The 17,112-nt window shown below is 51.6% G+C and carries 11 protein-coding genes; 9 read left to right on the top strand and 2 right to left on the bottom strand.

Features of this window, described 5'->3' with window-relative positions; genetic code table 11:
• The first annotated feature begins 126 nt into the window (after positions 1-126).
• From AC3ARB_RS01675 to AC3ARB_RS01690, 4 genes are all read left to right on the top strand, one after another.
• Positions 127-1,653 (top strand): flavocytochrome c, encoded by a 1,527-nt coding sequence (locus tag AC3ARB_RS01675; protein ID WP_488320859.1) that lies wholly within the window; start codon positions 127-129, stop codon positions 1,651-1,653.
• A gap of 224 nt (positions 1,654-1,877) precedes the next feature.
• Positions 1,878-2,297, top strand: a complete 420-nt coding sequence (locus tag AC3ARB_RS01680) for an Rrf2 family transcriptional regulator (protein ID WP_488320860.1) — start codon at positions 1,878-1,880, stop codon at positions 2,295-2,297.
• 88 nt (positions 2,298-2,385) lie between these two features.
• Entirely contained in the window at positions 2,386-3,396 is a 1,011-nt protein-coding gene (locus tag AC3ARB_RS01685) for an NADP-dependent oxidoreductase (RefSeq protein WP_488320861.1), read from the top strand.
• Positions 3,396-4,232, top strand: coding sequence for an alpha/beta fold hydrolase (locus AC3ARB_RS01690; protein ID WP_488320862.1), 837 nt, complete (start codon positions 3,396-3,398; stop codon positions 4,230-4,232). Before AC3ARB_RS01685 ends, AC3ARB_RS01690 begins: the two co-directional genes overlap by 1 nt.
• 80 nt (positions 4,233-4,312) lie before the next feature.
• Here the strand turns inward: AC3ARB_RS01690 and AC3ARB_RS01695 are convergent, their stop codons facing one another.
• A complete protein-coding gene (locus AC3ARB_RS01695) occupies positions 4,313-4,942 on the bottom strand; it encodes a YigZ family protein (RefSeq protein ID WP_488320863.1) in 630 nt (209 codons plus the stop codon).
• 56 nt (positions 4,943-4,998) lie between these two features.
• On the opposite strand from AC3ARB_RS01695, the gene AC3ARB_RS01700 reads away from it, so the two are divergent.
• The 5 genes from AC3ARB_RS01700 to AC3ARB_RS01720 all read left to right on the top strand — a co-directional run bounded on the left by AC3ARB_RS01700 (position 4,999) and on the right by AC3ARB_RS01720 (position 15,942).
• Positions 4,999-6,294: an ATP-dependent helicase ComFA gene (locus AC3ARB_RS01700; protein WP_488320864.1), complete on the top strand. Its 1,296-nt coding sequence runs from the start codon at positions 4,999-5,001 to the stop codon at positions 6,292-6,294.
• Positions 6,291-6,953 carry a phosphoribosyltransferase family protein gene (locus AC3ARB_RS01705; protein WP_488320865.1) on the top strand — a complete coding sequence of 221 codons (663 nt, stop codon included), beginning with the start codon at positions 6,291-6,293 and terminating at the stop codon, positions 6,951-6,953. The genes AC3ARB_RS01700 and AC3ARB_RS01705 overlap by 4 nt, the downstream gene beginning before the upstream one ends.
• Positions 6,954-7,032: 79 nt before the next feature.
• Complete coding sequence (gene hpf, locus AC3ARB_RS01710) at positions 7,033-7,581, top strand: ribosome hibernation-promoting factor, HPF/YfiA family (RefSeq protein ID WP_488320866.1); 549 nt, start codon at positions 7,033-7,035, stop codon at positions 7,579-7,581.
• Between the two features lie 168 nt (positions 7,582-7,749).
• Positions 7,750-8,955, top strand: a complete 1,206-nt coding sequence (locus tag AC3ARB_RS01715) for an FtsW/RodA/SpoVE family cell cycle protein (protein WP_488320867.1) — start codon at positions 7,750-7,752, stop codon at positions 8,953-8,955.
• A 168-nt stretch (positions 8,956-9,123) separates the two neighbouring features.
• Positions 9,124-15,942 carry a G5 domain-containing protein gene (locus AC3ARB_RS01720; protein ID WP_488320868.1) on the top strand — a complete coding sequence of 2,273 codons (6,819 nt, stop codon included), beginning with the start codon at positions 9,124-9,126 and terminating at the stop codon, positions 15,940-15,942.
• Positions 15,943-16,206: 264 nt separating this feature from the next.
• On the opposite strand, the gene AC3ARB_RS01725 is transcribed toward AC3ARB_RS01720, so the two are convergent.
• Positions 16,207-17,112 (bottom strand): sensor histidine kinase, encoded by a 906-nt coding sequence (locus AC3ARB_RS01725; RefSeq protein ID WP_488320869.1) that lies wholly within the window; start codon positions 17,110-17,112, stop codon positions 16,207-16,209.

Here is a 17,112-nt window from a genome sequence, read left to right on the forward strand (position 1 = left end):
TATGCTCCAAAGTTAAGAACAGTGCTGAATAATGAAGTTTCTCAGGAGTTTTTTGAAAAAGGGGTTGAAAATTTTCGTGAAATAGTTTACAATAAGTGATGTGAAAAACATATCAAGGAGGATAAGATGAAAAAATCATCTCTTTTAGCCCTTATCTTAGGGATTATGACTATCCTGTTAGTCGCTTGTGGCCAGAAAGGCCCGACAACTGCTTCAAGTAGCTCAAGCAGCACAGCTGCTAGTTCGGAGAAGACAGAGACTGTTTCGGGAGCTTCTGAAAAGGTTTATACTGACCCTGCTGAATTGAAGGACAGCTACGATGTGGTTGTTATCGGTTCAGGTGGTGCTGGTATGTCTGCAGCCATCTCTGCTAAGGATGCCGGTGCTAACGTGGTTATCCTGGAAAAAATGCCGGTTGTCGGTGGTAACACGGCCAAATCGTCTGCTGGTATGAACGCTTCGGAAACCAAATTCCAGAAAGAGCAAGGCATTGCCGATAGCAATGACAAATTCTTTGAAGAGACTTTGGCTGGTGGCAAGAATACAAACGACCAAGAACTGCTTCGCTATTTTGTTGATAATTCAGCCGCTGCTATTGATTGGTTGGATAGTCTGGATATCACCCTCAGCAACATTACCACTACAGGAGGGATGAGTGAGCGTCGTACCCACCGTCCAGCCGATGGTTCCGCTGTCGGTGGCTACCTGGTTGATGGCCTTTATGCTAATGTGGTTGAGCGTCAAATCCCAACCTTTGTCAATGCGGCTGTTACCGATGTTTTGGATAAAGATGGGAAGGTAACTGGTGTTACTGTTAACCTTGATGGTAAGGAAAAGACCATCTCTGCCAAGGCTGTTGTCTTGGCCACAGGTGGTTTTGGTGCCAATATGGACATGGTGACCAAGTTTAAACCTGAACTCAAGGGTTATGTGACCACCAACCAGGCTGGTTCAACAGGCGATGGTATCGCTCTGGCCGAAGATCAAGGAGCAGCAACAGTTGATTTGGAGCAAATCCAAATTCACCCAACAGTTGAACAAAGCAGTTCTTACCTGATTACCGAAGCCGTTCGTGGTGAAGGTGCCATCCTGGTCAACCAAGAGGGTCAACGCTTTGTCAACGAAATGCTGACGCGTGATAAGGTCTCAGCAGCCATCAATGCTCTTACTCCGAACCATGCCTATGTTGTCTTTGACCAGGCTCTCCGTGGTCGAGTGAAAGCCATTGAGCAGTATGACAGCAAAGGTCTAGTGGTCAAGGGTGATAGTTTGGAAGACTTGGCTAAGGCCTTGGAAATTCCAGAAGCCAACTTGCTAGCCACCCTTGAGACTTGGAACAAGGCTGTCGCTGATAAATCAGATGCTGCTTTTAACCGCGAAACTGCCATGGACAACGACCTTTCCCAAGGCCCATTCTATGCCATTAAGGTAGCTCCAGGTGTTCACCACACCATGGGTGGTCTCAAAATCAACACCCAGGCCCAAGTGCTTAATACCGATGGGCAGGCTATCACTGGTCTCTATGCAGCCGGCGAAGTCACCGGTGGTATCCATGGTCAAAACCGTATCGGTGGTAATGCCGTTGCCGACATCATCATCTTTGGTCGTCAAGCAGGTAATCAAGCCGCTAACTTTGTCGCTGAAAATAAATAAGTTAGGGTAAGTAGAGGCTAACCCCCTCACTTAATCCCACCATTTCTAATCGAACAAGATTGAAGGAGAGGCCCCTGTTGGCCGATCTTCTTCAATCTTTTTTGTCCCCCCAAAAAACCAAAAGAAGGCAACTCTCTAAAAAATGCCAAGCCAATCCCTTGCCAAGTTTTGGGAACTGTGATAAACTTGTTCTTGCATCAGATACAAGAAAGGGTGGACGCACCATGGACACTAAATTTTCCGTTGCCCTCCATATCCTTGCCATGATCAGTGAGAGTCGGGAGGTTTTGACCTCTCAGGCCCTGGCCACCAGCGTGGGGACCAATCCCAGCTATATCCGCAAGGTCATCGCCCTCCTCAAGCAGGCAGGTCTCATCCAGTCCCATCAGGGCAAACCAGGCTACCAGCTGGGCAAGTCGCCTGAGGACATGAGCCTCTTGGAGATTTATTATGCCACCCAGGAAGTGGTCCAGATCCGCCTCTTTCAGGTTCACCAGCAGGCCAATCCAGCCTGTCCGGTTGGCCGCCATATCGAGGCAGCTGTGAACCCTGTTTTTTCAGCGGCTGAACAAGCTCTGGAAGCCCAGCTTAGTCAACAAACCCTGGCCCAGGTCATCGCCAATCTCTATGCCCAAGCCAGATAAGCCTGCTGACCCCGTCAGCATTTTTCGCCCACTAACTTAAACTTGTATCAGATACAAGTCTAAAAATAACAAAAGAAAAGAGAACCACATGAGAGCAGCCCAACACACCCGTTACAACAAAAACAACATCACCCTCACCTTGACGGATTTGCCCAAACCGCAGACAGCAGCCCACCAGGTGTTGGTCAAGGTGACCGCCGCAGGGGTGAACCCTCTGGACAACATGATTTCCCGTGGCGAGGTCAAGATGATTGTCCCTTACAAACTGCCTCAAACCGCAGGCAATGAAGTGGTCGGTCTGGTGGAAGCCATCGGCAGCCGAGTGAGCAGTTTCCAGGTCGGAGATCGTGTCTTTGGCCGTCTGCCCTTGGATAATATCGGTGCCTTCGCTGAGTACGTGGCCGTTGAGGCCGCAGCCTTAGCCTTGGTTCCAGATTACCTGACCGATGTGGAGGCGGCAGCCGTTCCTTTGACCGCCCTGACCATCATGCAGGCCCTTGACCTGATGGGAGCCGAGGCTGGCAAGACCATCTTCATCTCTGGTGGCACTGGCGGGGTCGGTGGCATGGCCATTCCTCTGGCCAAGGCCAAGGGCTTGACCGTTATCACCAATGGCGATGGGGCAAATGCTGAGCGTGTCCTGGCTCTGGGAGCTGACCGCTTCATCGACTACAAGACCGAGGACTACACCCAGAGCCTGTCCGAGATTGACTATGTTCTGGACACGCTGGGCGGTGCAGAAACCGAGAAGCAGATGGGCATTATGAAACAAGGGGGCCAGCTGGTTTCCCTGCGGGCCCTGCCAAATGGGGCTTTTGCCAAGCGGATGAACCTTCCCAAGTGGAAACAGGTGCTCTTTGGCCTGGTCGGTGGCAAATTCGACAAGATGGCTGTTAAGTATGGAGTGACCTACCACTTCATTTTTGTCGAGAGCAACGGTGCCCAGTTGCAGGAAGTGGCAGACATCTTCACTAGACTTGAAATCAAGCCCTCTATTGACACGGTTTACCCCTTTGACCAGGTCAACGCTGCTTTGGACAAGGTGGCCAATGGCCGTTCTCGTGGCAAGACCGTCCTGACCTTTGAAGGAGGCAACTAATGACCTATTTACACACCGGCAACACCTACCTGACCGTCGCTGGTCAACAAATGGCCTACCGAGAGCTGGGGCGAGGCCAATCTGACCTGCCCTTGCTCCTATTGACCCATCTGGCGGCGACCTTGGACAACTGGGATCCCAAACTCATCGACCTCTTGGCTCAACGCCAGCACCTGATTTTGGTGGATTTGCCAGGGGTTGGGGCCAGCCAGGGTCGGGTAGGGACGACCATTTCGGAAATGGCAGAGCAGGCTATCCGCTTTATCCAAGCCTTGGGATATGAGCAAATCAACCTGCTCGGTCTGTCCATGGGTGGCATGGTGGCCCAGGAAATGGTCCGCCAGGAGCCTCGTCTGGTCAACCGCCTGATTCTAGCAGGAACAGGCCACCGCGGTGGCGTCGAGATTGACAAGGTTACTGGCAAGACCTTCCGCTACATGGCCAAGGCTGCTCTGGAGGGGATTGACCCCAAACGCTATATTTTTTACCCCCATGATGAGGCTGGTCGGCAAGTGGCCGAACAGGTTCTGGGTCGCATGAACCAGCGACTAGCAACCTTTGCAGATAAGCCTATGTCTGTTCCTGGCTTTCTGACCCAGCTGCGAGCCATCAAGCGTTGGGGGCGTGACCCCGAAGATGACCTGAGCCACATCACCCAACCGACCTTGATTGTCAACGGCGATAAGGACATGCAGGTGCCAACGGAAAACTCCTACATCATGCACCAGCGGATTAATGATAGCCAGCTCATCATCTACCCTCAGGCCGGTCACGGATCGATTTTCCAGGAAGCCCAAGCCTTTGCAGAGGCCGCTAACAGCTTCTTAGCAAACTGATGTTCTCTGAGAATAAAGGCCTGTCAGCTCTACTATTTTTCCAAAAAATCAAGCCCCTGGTCGCAACCAGAGGCTTTTTGCTAATCTATGGGCACTTCAACAATCTGGCTGCCGGACGGTGTAGCAACCACCTTGCCCTGGTAAAACTCGGTCAGGGCAGCCTCAAAGCCAGGAATGGTCTCAGGGTCCAGAAAGATCTGGGTAGTGATATCAGCCTGGAAGTCGGTGTTGACCTCAGTCAGGCCCTGCTCAGCCAGGAAGTTGGCGTAGGTCTGGTACTGGGGGTAGGTCAGGGTGAGGGCCAAGCCCTCTTGCCGTTTGACCTCAACCCGGCCGATTTCAGCGATGGCCCCAGCAACAGAGCCGGCGTAGGCCCGAATCAGGCCTCCTGCCCCCAGCTTGATGCCGCCAAAATAGCGGGTGACCACGGCCACCACATTGGTCAGCTCCTGCTTTTCCAGGACGGTCAGCATGGGCACGCCGGCTGTGCCAGAGGGTTCGCCGTCGTCGCTGGACCGCTTGATTTCCGACTTTTTGCCGACAATAAAGGCCGAGCAGGAATGGTTGGCCTTGTGGTGGAGTTTTTTGATGCTGGTGATATAGTCTCGTGCCTCTTCCTCCGTTTCCACCCGTTTGAGGTGGCAGATGAAGCGGGACTTTTTAATCTCTTCTTCGACGATACCGTCTGCTTTGATGGTCTTGTAGTTCATAGCTCTATTTTACCGATTTTTGCGTGATTTGGCAAAGGTTTTACGAATAATCCAGTATGGAAACCAATCAAGACAGACTGGGTAGGAGGTTTGTGAGCAGCCAATTAAGCCCAGAGGAACGCCAATTTGCCCAAACCATGCCCAGCACCATCAAGCAGGGCAGTCGCTTGCTCTGTGCCCGCTGTGCAGAGGTCATGACAGCCCGCCTGCCAGCAGGCGACCTCTACTGCCGAGCCTGCATTCAGCTGGGCAGGGTGCGTGAGGCAGAAGACCTGTACTATTTTCCCCAAGAGGCGTTTGCAGGCCAATCCTACCTCAACTGGTCGGGGAACTTGACCCCCTACCAGCAGGAGGTGGCTGACCTGCTCTTGCTGGCTCAGGCAGCCCGCCAGAACATTTTGGTCAAGGCGGTGACAGGGGCGGGTAAGACCGAGATGATTTACCGGGTGGTGGACCAGGTCTTGCAGGAAGGAGGAGCAGTGGCCCTGGTCAGCCCACGGATTGATGTCTGCAAGGAACTTTATGGCCGGATCAGCCGTGATTTTTCCTGCCCCGTCAGCCTGCTCTACGGCGGCTCAGACCCCTATCAGCGGTCTCCTCTGGTTATCTCGACGGTCCATCAGCTCTACCGCTTTTACCAGGCTTTTGAGCTGATTATCATCGACGAGGTGGATGCCTTTCCCTTTGTGGACAATGCCAGTCTCTACCATGCGGTGGACCAGGCCTTGGCTCCCACAGGCAGCAAGGTCTTTCTGACCGCCACCTCGACCGACCAGCTGGACAAGCAGGTCCGTCATGGCAAGCTCAGAGAGGCCACCCTGGCCAGGCGTTTCCACGCCAATCCTCTGGTGGTGCCCAAGCCGGTCTGGCTGTCAGGGCTTCTGGAACAGACGGCCAAAGGAAAACTGCCCAAGAAACTCCTGCTCGACTTGACCAAGCAGGCAGAGACAGGCTACCCCTTGCTGATTTTCTTTCCCCATATTGAGCTTGGCCAGGATTTTCAAGCTGTCCTGCAGGCCTATTTTCCTGAGGAGAAAGTCGGCTTTGTCTCCAGCCAGACCGAGGACCGAGCCCAGCTGGTGGAGGATTTTCGGGCGGGTAAGCTGCGGATTCTAGTCACGACAACCATCTTGGAGCGGGGCGTAACCTTCCCTGGGGTGGACGTTTTTGTCCTCTGGGCCAACCACCGCCTCTACACCAAATCCAGTTTGGTTCAGATTTCTGGTCGGGTTGGCCGCAGCAAGGACCGGCCGACTGGGGTTCTCAACTTTTACCACGATGGCCTGACCCGCAACATGCAGCGGGCCGTGGCCGAGATTAAGGCCATGAACCAGAAAGGGGGCTTTGCATGACCTGCCTGCTCTGCGGGGGAGACTTGACCGCCCAACCACGTTTCACTGACCTGTTCTTGCTCCGCCAAGCCTCCGATTTGGCCTGTGGCGCCTGTCGTTCTTCTTTTGTAAAAATAGCAGAGCCCCACTGCCCGTCTTGTTACAAGGCAGGTCGTTTAGAGGTCTGCACCGATTGCCTCTACTGGCAGGAGCAGGGCTACCAAGTCCATCATCAGGCCCTCTACCATTACAACGAAGCCATGAAGTCTTACTTTTCTCTCTATAAGTTCTTTGGAGACTATGTTCTCGCTCAGCTATTTGCCCAAGACATCAAAAAGGCCATCAAGGCCTACAAGGGCTATGTGGTGGTGCCAGTTCCGGTCAGTCCAGGAACCCTGGCTGAGCGGGGCTTTAATCAGGTGGCGGGCCTCTTGGACATGGCGGGGGTGGCCTACCAGGACCTCCTGACCAAGGGGGAGGGGATTAAGCAGTCGGAAAAATCCCGAGCCGACCGCCTGGCCAGCCGTCCCAACTACCAACTCTTGTCCGAAAAAACCTTGCCTAAAAAAATTTTATTGGTCGATGACATCTATACCACAGGGGCCACAATCGCCAGTATTGTCGGGCTTTTACATGAAAAAGGTGTAAGCGAGGTGAAAACTTTTTCACTTTGTCGCTAGAAAACGGTTGCACTATCTTTCAGTTTGTGCTATAATAAAATCAAAGAAAAGGCAAAGGCCTTAGAAAAGAGGACATCTTATGATTAAATTTAGCATTCGTGGCGAAAACATTGAAGTAACAGAAGCCATCCGTGACTACGTTGAGGCTAAGGTATCTAAGATTGAAAAGTATTTCCATGAGGATCAGGAGCTGGATGCCCGTGTTAACCTCAAGGTTTACCGTGAAAAAACAGCCAAGGTAGAAGTGACCATTCCCCTGGGCAACTTGACCCTGCGTGCTGAGGACGTGTCTCAGGACCTTTACGGTTCTATCGACCTTGTGGTTGATAAGATTGAGCGTCAAATCCGTCGCAACAAGACTAAGATTGCTAAAAAACACCGTGAGAAAGTTCATGCTGGCAACGTTTTTGCTGCCGAGTTTGAAGCAGTTGAAGAGGAAGAACTTCTGCCAATCAATGTGGTGCGGACCAAGAACATCACTCCGCTGGCTTTGGACGTTGAGGAAGCTATTCTTCAGATGGAACTGCTGGGTCATGACTTCTTCGTCTATACTGATAAAGAAGACAAGACAACCAACATCCTCTATCGCCGTGAAGATGGCGGTGTTGGCCTCTTGAAAGTCAACTAATCTCGCTCCTTTCATTTTCCCTAGGCGTCGTGAGACGTCTAGGTTTTTGTTTTGAGAAATGAAACCTTGGATAGATAGACCAGTTGTACTAACGGCTGGAGATGGTTTTTTTGCGTTAAACGTGGTATAATGAGCCTAATTAATTTTAAGTGAAGAAATGATGCTGACATGACGATTGACAAAAAACACTTGCTAAATTACTCCATTCTCATTCCTTATCTGATTTTATCGGTGCTGGGGCTGATTATCCTCTACTCTGCGACGAGTGCGAACGAGGTTTATTTTGACCGCAATCCCTTCTTCCCTGTCATTAAGCAGGGGGCTTATTGGGTAGTGAGTTTGCTGGGGATTTTATTTACTTACCGGATGAGGCTTTCTTTTTTGAGAAATAAAGGCCTGTTGAGTTTGGTCATGCTGACAGAGTTGTTGCTCCTGATTGCGACCTTGTTCTTTGGTCGGGCAGAAGATGGTAACGGGGCCACGGGCTGGCTCTTCATTGCTGGGCTGAGTTTGCAGGGAGCGGAATATCTAAAACTTATTCTGGTCTGGTTTTTAGCCTTTACCTTTGTGGAGCATCGCGAAGCCATTGCTAGGGATGATTATCTTGGCCTGTTCAAAGGGCGGTTGTTGCCGCGAAAGCTTACCGATTGGCGTGTTTGGGTGAGTGCCATGATTCTCTTAGTGGTTTTCCAGCCCGATTTGGGCAATGCGACCATTATTTTTTTGACGGCAATCATCATGTATTCCTTGAGCGGTGTGAGTTACCGTTGGTTCTCCTCCCTGTTAGCGATGATTGTGACAGGGTCAACCCTTTTCTTAGGATTTATTGGTTTGGTTGGGGTTGAACGGGTGGCCAATATTCCCCTTTTTGGCCACGTGGCTAAGCGGTTTTCGGCCTTCTTTAACCCTTTTGTTGACCTACAGGATTCAGGTTTGCAGCTGGCCCATTCTTACTATGCTATGTCAAATGGTGGTTGGTTTGGTCGAGGGTTAGGGAATTCCATTGAGAAAAATGGCTACCTGCCAGAAGCGGCTTCTGATTTCATTTTTTCCATTGTGATTGAGGAGTTAGGTTTGATTGGGGCTGGTCTGATTTTGGCCTTGACTTTCTTTCTGATTTTGCGGATTATCCATGTTGGCCTGAAGGCCAAGGATGATTTCAATGCCCTCTTGGCTTTGGGGATTGGTGCCTTGCTCTTCATGCAGGTCTTTATCAATGTTGGGGGGATTTCAGGCATGATCCCTTCAACAGGGGTAACTTATCCCTTCCTGTCTCGGGGAGGCAATAACTTGTTGACCATTTCCTTGGCCATCGGGATTGTTCTTAATATTGATGCCAATGAAAAACGAGCGGCACTGGCTCGTCAGGTATAGGTTCAGCAGTGACTGATAGAGGTTGGGTTTCCCCAGCCTTTTTTTGTTTGTCAAAGGAGATAAGGCTTTGGAGCTCGGCCATTTGATCAAATTGAAAAAAAACATCTTGAAATAATAAAATAAACGTGCTATGATAGAGTTGATAACGCTTACCTAAAGGAGAGAGCTATGACGGTAAAGAAACATGATATGCGGGAGCGGCTCTACCGCTATGCCCTGAGAAAAACCACCCGTGGCGTGGGTTCAGTGGCTATCGCTATCTTTGCGGCAGGGGTTCTGCCAACGGCGGTGACGGTTCAGGCCAATGAGGTGGCTGAGCCTGTTCTGGCACCTAGTCAGCCAGTAGCTGAGACGAGTGAGGAGGAGCCACCCCTCCATGCCAGTCCAGCGGCGACTGTGGGCACAGCAACACCAGCCCTAGAAGGCCTCAAGGACCAGGCCAAGGAGGTTCTGACCTTTGAAGAGGGCAGTCTTGCTGAAACTGGAGGCAGTTTGCAGGGGAGCCAGGCCAGCCTGACGGGCCAGGACCCTTATTTTGGGGCTTCTTTGACCCTGGGGGCTGGAGCTGATAACGCCCTCAAGTTGCCCAACTACATCAACACAGGCCAGCAGGACTCATCCTTTGCCTTCTGGTTCAACGCGGATTCGTCGGTGACAGAGTCCAATCCTCAGGCCTCGGCAGTCCTTCTCCAACAGGGGGAGTCTGGTCGGACCATCCTGTCCCGCTTGCCTGACGGCCGCCTCAACACCTACATCAACGCTCAAAATGCGACCAGCACAGGAACGACAGCTGCTGATCAATGGCAGCATGCGGCCTTTGTGGTCAAGCAGGAGGAGCGAAAGGGTCAATTCTTCATCAACGGTGTCTTGGACAAGGAAGTTGATTTGGGGGCCGGTAAGGTGGATGCGGTGACCTCCCTGATTGTTGGTGCCCACAAAACTCCTGGCAACCTAGACCCACATCCTTTCCGAGGCAAGATTGATGACCTCTACATCTTTGAAAAGGCCTTGACGGCTGATGAGGTCACAACCATCTATGCTGAAAAAGCCCTGCCGATGCTAAAAGCGGAGCAGTTGAACCCGCTGGTGACTGAGGTGGAAACAGCTCTGGCTGATTTGAAATTACCAGCGAATCACCCTTTAGTGACCAATTTACAGGCCAATCTGGCCCTGGCCAAGCGAGACTTGACCGACCTGGCTCAAGTGAAAAAAGTGATTGCCGACCTGCGGACGGGATTGACCAATTACAAGTCTAATCAAGGTCTGGTCGTTGACATTCGGCCAGATGAGGTCCTTCGCACCATTGACAGCGCCAGCATTTTTGGCATCAATCACCGCTACGCCTTCAATGGCTACGGTTCCTTTGACCAGGAGACCGGCAGCATTCGGCCAGACTTCAAGGAACTTTTTGACAAGGTGAGTTTTGGGTCCTTCCGTTACCCAGGTGGCACCATTTCCAACCTCTTTAACTGGAAGACCTCTGTCGGGCCAGTTGAAGAGCGGAAAAAGCAGATTCATGGCTTCTATAACAACCCTAACCAGGGGGGGATTGCCCCTAATTTTGGCTTGGCTGAATTGATTAGCTTTGCCAAGGAAGCAGACTCGGAAATCGTTTATGTCTATAGTCTGGGGCGGGGCAATGCCCGTGATGTGGCTGACCTGATTGAGTATTTCAATGCGGAAGTCGGCACCAATGTCAACGGCGGTATCGATTGGGCTGCGGTGCGGGCCAGCCAGGGCCATCCAGACCCTGTCAATATCCGCTTCTTTGAAATTGGTAACGAGATGCAGCAGGGTGGACCAGCAGGAGACGGCACCTATTCCCAACAGTATTGGGTGCAATTTGTCCCAGGCAAGTCGCCAGACCAGGCCTACATTGAGGGCGGACGGGCTGTCTTCAACAAACAGTATGCCGTTAAGGAAGAGGATTGGAACGCCCGAGCTTCTGTCAGCGACGGTACAGCCAACCAGGTCCGCTACATGCGTTACGCCAACGTCAACCCTAAAACCCTGGTTGACAATCGGATTGTTGACGACCCTAATTTCGTCGCCGTTAACCGCGATGGCATCGAGGTCTTCGTCGGTCAAAACGACCGCTGGCGGCAGGTGGCTGACCTGACGACCGCAGGGGCGACTGACAAGGTTTACCAGATTGATTACAGCACCGGGGCTATTAAGTTTGGTGACGGGGTCCACGGGGCTATTCCGACCGCAGGCGAGCAGATTTATGCCTCTTACAGCGTGGAAAAAGAGGGCTTTTTGGCCATGTCACGGGCCATTAAGGAGACCATGGCCGCTATTGACCAGGCCGAGGGCAAGACCCGCCAAGCCAATGTTTACACCAGTTTTGAGTCCCGAGGCTTTATTGAAAAAATGGCCGAGCGGGGAGCCAATGATTGGTATGATGGCATGACCATCCACCCCTACTCAGGTACCGTTCCAGGAGGCTCTGATACCAGACTCTTCTATGACAATGCCATGAAAAAGGCTGAAGAAGTCGGCATCAAGCATGTGGAAGACTACCTTGCCATGTTGCCAGAGGGCAAGGTGCCAGTCATCAGCGAATTTGGCATCTTCCGCAACACTGAACCCCAACTGCGTTCCCTGACCCATGCCCTCTACATTGCCAAGGTCATGATGAGCTATGTCCAGCTGGGCAGTCCTTACATCCAAAAACACACCCTGGTGGACTGGTACAGTTCAGGAGCTGATTCTCTGGGCCCAACCCAGCAGGCCGTGATTCAGGCCGTTGCCCGAGCTGGAGCCAGCACCCAGACGGGTACCGGTGAATTTGATTTCTTTGCCACTCCATCTGCCCATGTCTTGCAGATGTACAACGCTGGTTTTGGCAATGAGATCATCGCAGCTGGTGTGGCCAGTGGAGATAAACTTGCCAACGGGGTGACCCCAGTCAGTCTCCTGGCCAGCAAGGACAAGGAGGGGCATGTCTACATTGCCGCCGTTAACGTGGACAGGGAAAATGACCGGCCTATCTCCCTCAACCTGGAGGGCATTGACCTGACTGGCAAGGTGGTTGAGGTCCAGGAACTGACTTCGGCTGACATTGCTGATGAGAACACCATTGACGACCCAGACAAGGTCCGTATTGTCCGCAGTCAATTCACCGCTGAGGAAGATGCTCTTTACACCTTGAAGAAACATTCCTTTGTGGTCTTCAAGATTAAGGAAGCCCTGCCACCACGTACAGAAGAGGAAACAAGACCGTCTGACACGACCTTGCAACTTCGTAACGTTGCCAGAAAGATTGCACCGACCAGCAACAGCAAGACCCTGATTGAATCGTCCTTGTCAACCATTCCGTCTGTCCAAATTGCCAATCCTCAGAAGGCGACGGATGGCAGTCGTGCTAACAGTGGCAACGATGAGAACAACACCAAAATCATTGCTGGACGAGAAACAGGTAGTGGCGACAATGGTTACAGCAACTGGGAGTCTGTTTACCTCCAGTATGACCTGGGCAAGGTTCATCCCATTGAAGCCATTAACATCTATCGCAACACCTATGCCAATGCCATTTCGACCTTCAAAAATGTCAAGGTCGAAGTCTCCACCACCCCAGATTTTTCAGACAATGTCCATGTGCTCTTTGAAGAAGGGGATTTTGTTGAGACAGCTGCAACTAAGGGAGTCCCACAAATCCTGCGTCCAGCGCAGCCAATTGACGCTCAATACGTTCGGGTTTGGGGCAGAGGCCACTACATCCAAAACACCAACAGCAGCTGGGCAGGCTACAGCAACGGCGTCCTCATTAACGAGTTAGAGGTCATGGCCAAGGTAGAAGTGGCGGAGGACACGGAGTCGCAGGCTGTTAACTTGGCCAAATTGAAGGCACCTTATGTCTACGGCTTGGACCCAACCAACCTGGCCGCCATCAATGACGGCAAGTTTGATAACAATTACGCCGTTCACAACACGGTTGGCAACTCCTACCTGCAATACGAGTTCAAACGGGCCTATAACCTCCAAAGCATTCGCTACAAGCTGCAACCAGGTGTCTATCGGGTGACCTCTGTTGCTCTCGACAGCAACCCTTATCCAAACGATGAACAGGAAATCTTCCGTCAGCGAGAGGTGACGGTTGATGAGAACACGATTTTTGAGGTCAGCCTCCCAGAAGGCACCCAGTCCCAATACGTTCGCTTCAGGGCTCAGCGGGCAGACGGCCGTCCAGTCGGTTACTCCGAGATTGAAATCTTGGGAACAGGTGACAGCTACGACGAAGCCATGCCGCCTTATGTGGCACCTACTTCTCGCTTTAACAAGCTGGTTTGGTCGGATGAATTTGATGGCGATGCCGTGGATGAGAGCAAGTGGCAGATTATCGACGGTATGGTCAACCACGCCGCCATCTATAACCGTGGGGCCGTTTCCATCAAAAAAGATGGCGACAAGAGCTACCTGTCCATCCGTAGCAAGAACTATGATTCAACAAAAGACCTGATTGATGCCGTTGGTATTGACCGCTATGATGACAAGGCCTTGGCCAGCAAAATCACCTGGTCGTCAGGTCGTGTCGAGTCCAAGGACAAGTACGCCTTCCAGTATGGGCGGATGGCTGTGCGGGCTAAGGTCAATGATTCCAAGGGTATTTGGCCAGCCATTTGGATGTTGGCCCAGGACGAGACTGGTCATGATGAAATTGATGTCCTGGAGTATCTGGGTCACACGCCTTGGCAGGCTTGGACCACCAACCACTTTGGTATCCTGGCTAAAAACAAGGAAGCCCATGGGGTTCCGATTGAATCTTACGAGGCTTGGAGCCAGAATTTCCATGTTTACGAAGTGGAATGGACACCGACAGCCATCAAATGGTTTATTGATGGTCACCATGTTTTCACTTCTGAACGTGGTCGGGATGATGGTCGTGACGGCATGCATAGCCGGCCGATGTTCCCAATCCTGGAAACCCAGGTTGGGGATGGCTGGGTCGGAGATGTGGATTACAGCCGCAACGAAACCAAGCAGGACAGTGAGTACCTGATCGACTGGATTCGGGTCTACCAAGAAGAAGGACAAGACCAGGTTTACTTTGACAATCTTGATAATAGTTCTAGTTCCGACAGCTACTTTATCCGTCCAAAAGATACGCTCGGCAAATTGGTTTCCGTTTCAGACGGTACTGCCCCGCATGAAAATAAAAACCATTTCTACTACGGTGGTCAGCCTCGCTACGAGACCAGCCGTCTTTACGCCCAAGACAACCAGCAAGAAAATGCCTTGGTTTATGAGATTCACAACCCAAGTGCGGTTCATTTGACAACCTACTACAAGACCCTAGAGGACCACAAGGTTTATAATGGCGCTGCTTGGGCTGATGAAGGCAAATCCATTCGCAAACACCTGGTTGGTGGCGAGTCCATTGATTTCAAGGTCTTTAGCTCTACTGATGGTCAGACTTGGAGAGCAGAAGCCGTCTCTGTGGTGGATAACTTTGTTGAAGCCACACCAGCCTATGCTCGGACAACCTTTGATGTCAAGCAGCTGTCAGATGGGGCACGGTTTGTCAAAATTGTCTTCCCAACTGTCCAAGGTCGTCAATACATTCTGAACAATGGGCAACGAAGAGACATTTTGAGCCATGATGTGCAACTGGCAAAAGTGACCTTTACAGGTCCTGAGGGAGCGGTTCCTGAGACGCCGCCAGTTGAACAAGACCAACCAGGCAACAGTGGCACTCAGACTGATCAACCTCAGCCCCCTGTTTCGGATCAGCCGACAGGTGGCACTCAGATAGACCAGCCACAACCACCTGTTTCGGACCAGCCGACAGGCGATATTCAGCCTGACCAACCCCAGCCTCCTGTTTCGGTGGCGACTTATCGGGAATCCAGACGGCCGATTGCGTTTGCGGTTGAGTATTTACGAGACCCCCACCTTCCGATTGGGACAGAAGAGGTTCTTCGTGAAGGCCGGCCAGGTCAGCTTGTAGCGATTTATGAGGACACTGTGCGTCATGGTTACCCTCTGTCAACCCTTTGGGAAATCAAAGATTTCCGACTGCCGATAAGTAAGATTGTCCGAATTGGCACCCGTCCAGTCTCCACCAAGGACACTCGATCTGTGGTTGAGCCGATTGCGTTCAAGATTGACCGAATTCCTGTGGCCCACCTTGATTTCGGTAAGGAAGTGGTGGTGCGTGAGGGTGTGTCTGGCCGAGTGACCAAGGTTTACGAAGACCAAACGACAGCTGGACAGACCACTACTCGTTTGATTGAGCTAAAAGACCGCGTTGAACCTGTCAGCAAATTGATCTTGGTGGGTACTCGTCCAATTGTGACTAGCCGTACAGTGCCTCGTGAGGTCGTTGAGACTCTTTCCATGCTGGTTGAGCGGGTGGAAACTTCTACGCTAGACATTGGTCAGGAAAGGCTTGTTCGTGAGGGGAGAGCAGGTCGCCTGGTCAAGGTTTATGAAGACACCTACACCAATGGCCATAAAATCGGTGAACGCTTGGTCGAAATCAAGGAGACCTTAGTGCCAATCAAGCAATTGATTTTGGTGGGCACTCGTCCCAAGCAGGTTAGCCGTACTCAAATCCGTGAAGTGGTGGAAAGTCTGCCTCTGGAAGTGGAGCGGGTGGTCACGACCGCCCTCAAACCTGGGGAAGAAAAAGTGCTTCGCCAAGGCCAAGCTGGTCGTGTGACCAAGGTCTATGAAGACACCTACACCAATGGTGTCCTGACCCAGGTACGTGTGCTTGAGATTAAGGAGGTGGTGACCCCAGTTAAGACCCTAATCTTGGTGGGACCCCCAGCAGTCCAACCACCGCTTCTCAACCCATCACCAGCGGTAGAAGCGTCAGCTATTGCCCATACCGAAACAAGTCACTTGGATGGTTTGACCTCAAAGAACGCGTCAACTGAAGAAACCTCTCAAAATCTGGACTCAGCACCCCTTGCCATGAGTGCAGCTGGCCTCCTCTCAACCCTAGGTTTTGTTGGTTTGAAAAAATCTGACCAGGATTAATTGTCTGATGACACAATTGCCCCAGAGTGGTTTTAACCATCCAAATCTTAGAACCGGTATTCACAATCGAAGTATTTGATTGACTAGGCTAGTTTTGGTGCAATCGAGAAACATTTTTGCAGAAATACTACCCGTATTACCAAAAAATGTGACAAAGAGTGAGCCGAAACTAGCCAGTCAGGTGAATGCTGAGATGTGAATACAGGTTCTTAATTCACAGCTCTGCTATTGACCATAAAAATAACCTAGGTTAGGAAGACTAGCCTAGGTTTTTTTATAAAATCGGATGTGAAACTGGCTACCCTGGCCCAGTTGACTGGAGGCGGTGATATGCCCTTGTTGCCGCGTGATGATTTGCTTAGCGAGGGCAAGTCCGATACCGACAGTTTCTGGTTTCGCCGTTTGGCCCTTGTAAAAACGATCGAAGATGTGGGGCAGGTCCTCGGGAGCAATCCCGCTCCCTTGGTCTTTGATGACCAAATCGCTATAAAGAGCGGTCGCTGTGACGGTTAGCTCTACTTGGCTCCCTGCTGGCGAGTGCTCCAGGGCATTTTTTACCACGTTGCTGATGGCTTCCTTGGTCCAGTTAGGGTCGCAGACCAGATGAGCTTTTTGGTCGACGTGACTGATGAGGCGAACCTGACGTTTCAGAGCTAGTGGCTCCAATTCCTTGAACACACCTACCAGCAGGTCCTGCCAGTTCACCTTCTGAGGTTTGAAGTTGATGACCTGGGCATCAATTTGGGCAGTGGTTAAAATCAACTTAATCAACCAAGTCATCCGTTCCAGCTGGCCGCTCATCTTGGTCAGGCAGACTGTCCGATCTTCGGGTGACAGGTCGGGTTCCTGTAAAAGGTCGCAGAGCAGGGTCAGAGAGGTCAGCGGTGTCTTGAGCTGGTGGGAGATATTAGCCAGCATCTCCGCCATGTGGTGGTTTCGCCTAGCCTCTTCCTCAAACTGACGCTGAAGCAGGCTAGCCACCTTATAAATTTCACTACGTAAGACCTGGCTTTCTCCTTCAGCCTGGTCGCTGATTGGCGGCACCTCCCGCCTGTCCTGCACCAGAAGCAGGTAGTCGCTCAAGGTCTGGAGTTCTCTTTTATGCCGTCTTTTTTGGGTCAATAGCAGAGCTGCTAAGAGGGCGAGAAGGAGGCTTAACAAGACGGTCAT

This window comes from Streptococcus sp. ZY171113, from assembly GCF_057748235.1.

Bases quoted from the DNA above. Each gene is read 5' to 3' on its own strand.
- AC3ARB_RS01675 (WP_488320859.1), top strand. From the start codon at position 127: ATGAAAAAATCATCTCTTTTAGCCCTTATCTTAGGGATTATGACTATC.
- AC3ARB_RS01680 (WP_488320860.1), top strand. From the start codon at position 1,878: ATGGACACTAAATTTTCCGTTGCCCTCCATATCCTTGCCATGATCAGT.
- AC3ARB_RS01685 (WP_488320861.1), top strand. From the start codon at position 2,386: ATGAGAGCAGCCCAACACACCCGTTACAACAAAAACAACATCACCCTC.
- AC3ARB_RS01690 (WP_488320862.1), top strand. From the start codon at position 3,396: ATGACCTATTTACACACCGGCAACACCTACCTGACCGTCGCTGGTCAA.
- AC3ARB_RS01695 (WP_488320863.1), bottom strand. From the start codon at position 4,942: ATGAACTACAAGACCATCAAAGCAGACGGTATCGTCGAAGAAGAGATT.
- AC3ARB_RS01700 (WP_488320864.1), top strand. From the start codon at position 4,999: ATGGAAACCAATCAAGACAGACTGGGTAGGAGGTTTGTGAGCAGCCAA.
- AC3ARB_RS01705 (WP_488320865.1), top strand. From the start codon at position 6,291: ATGACCTGCCTGCTCTGCGGGGGAGACTTGACCGCCCAACCACGTTTC.
- hpf (WP_488320866.1), top strand. From the start codon at position 7,033: ATGATTAAATTTAGCATTCGTGGCGAAAACATTGAAGTAACAGAAGCC.
- AC3ARB_RS01715 (WP_488320867.1), top strand. From the start codon at position 7,750: ATGACGATTGACAAAAAACACTTGCTAAATTACTCCATTCTCATTCCT.
- AC3ARB_RS01720 (WP_488320868.1), top strand. From the start codon at position 9,124: ATGACGGTAAAGAAACATGATATGCGGGAGCGGCTCTACCGCTATGCC.
- AC3ARB_RS01725 (WP_488320869.1), bottom strand. From the start codon at position 17,112: ATGACCGTCTTGTTAAGCCTCCTTCTCGCCCTCTTAGCAGCTCTGCTA.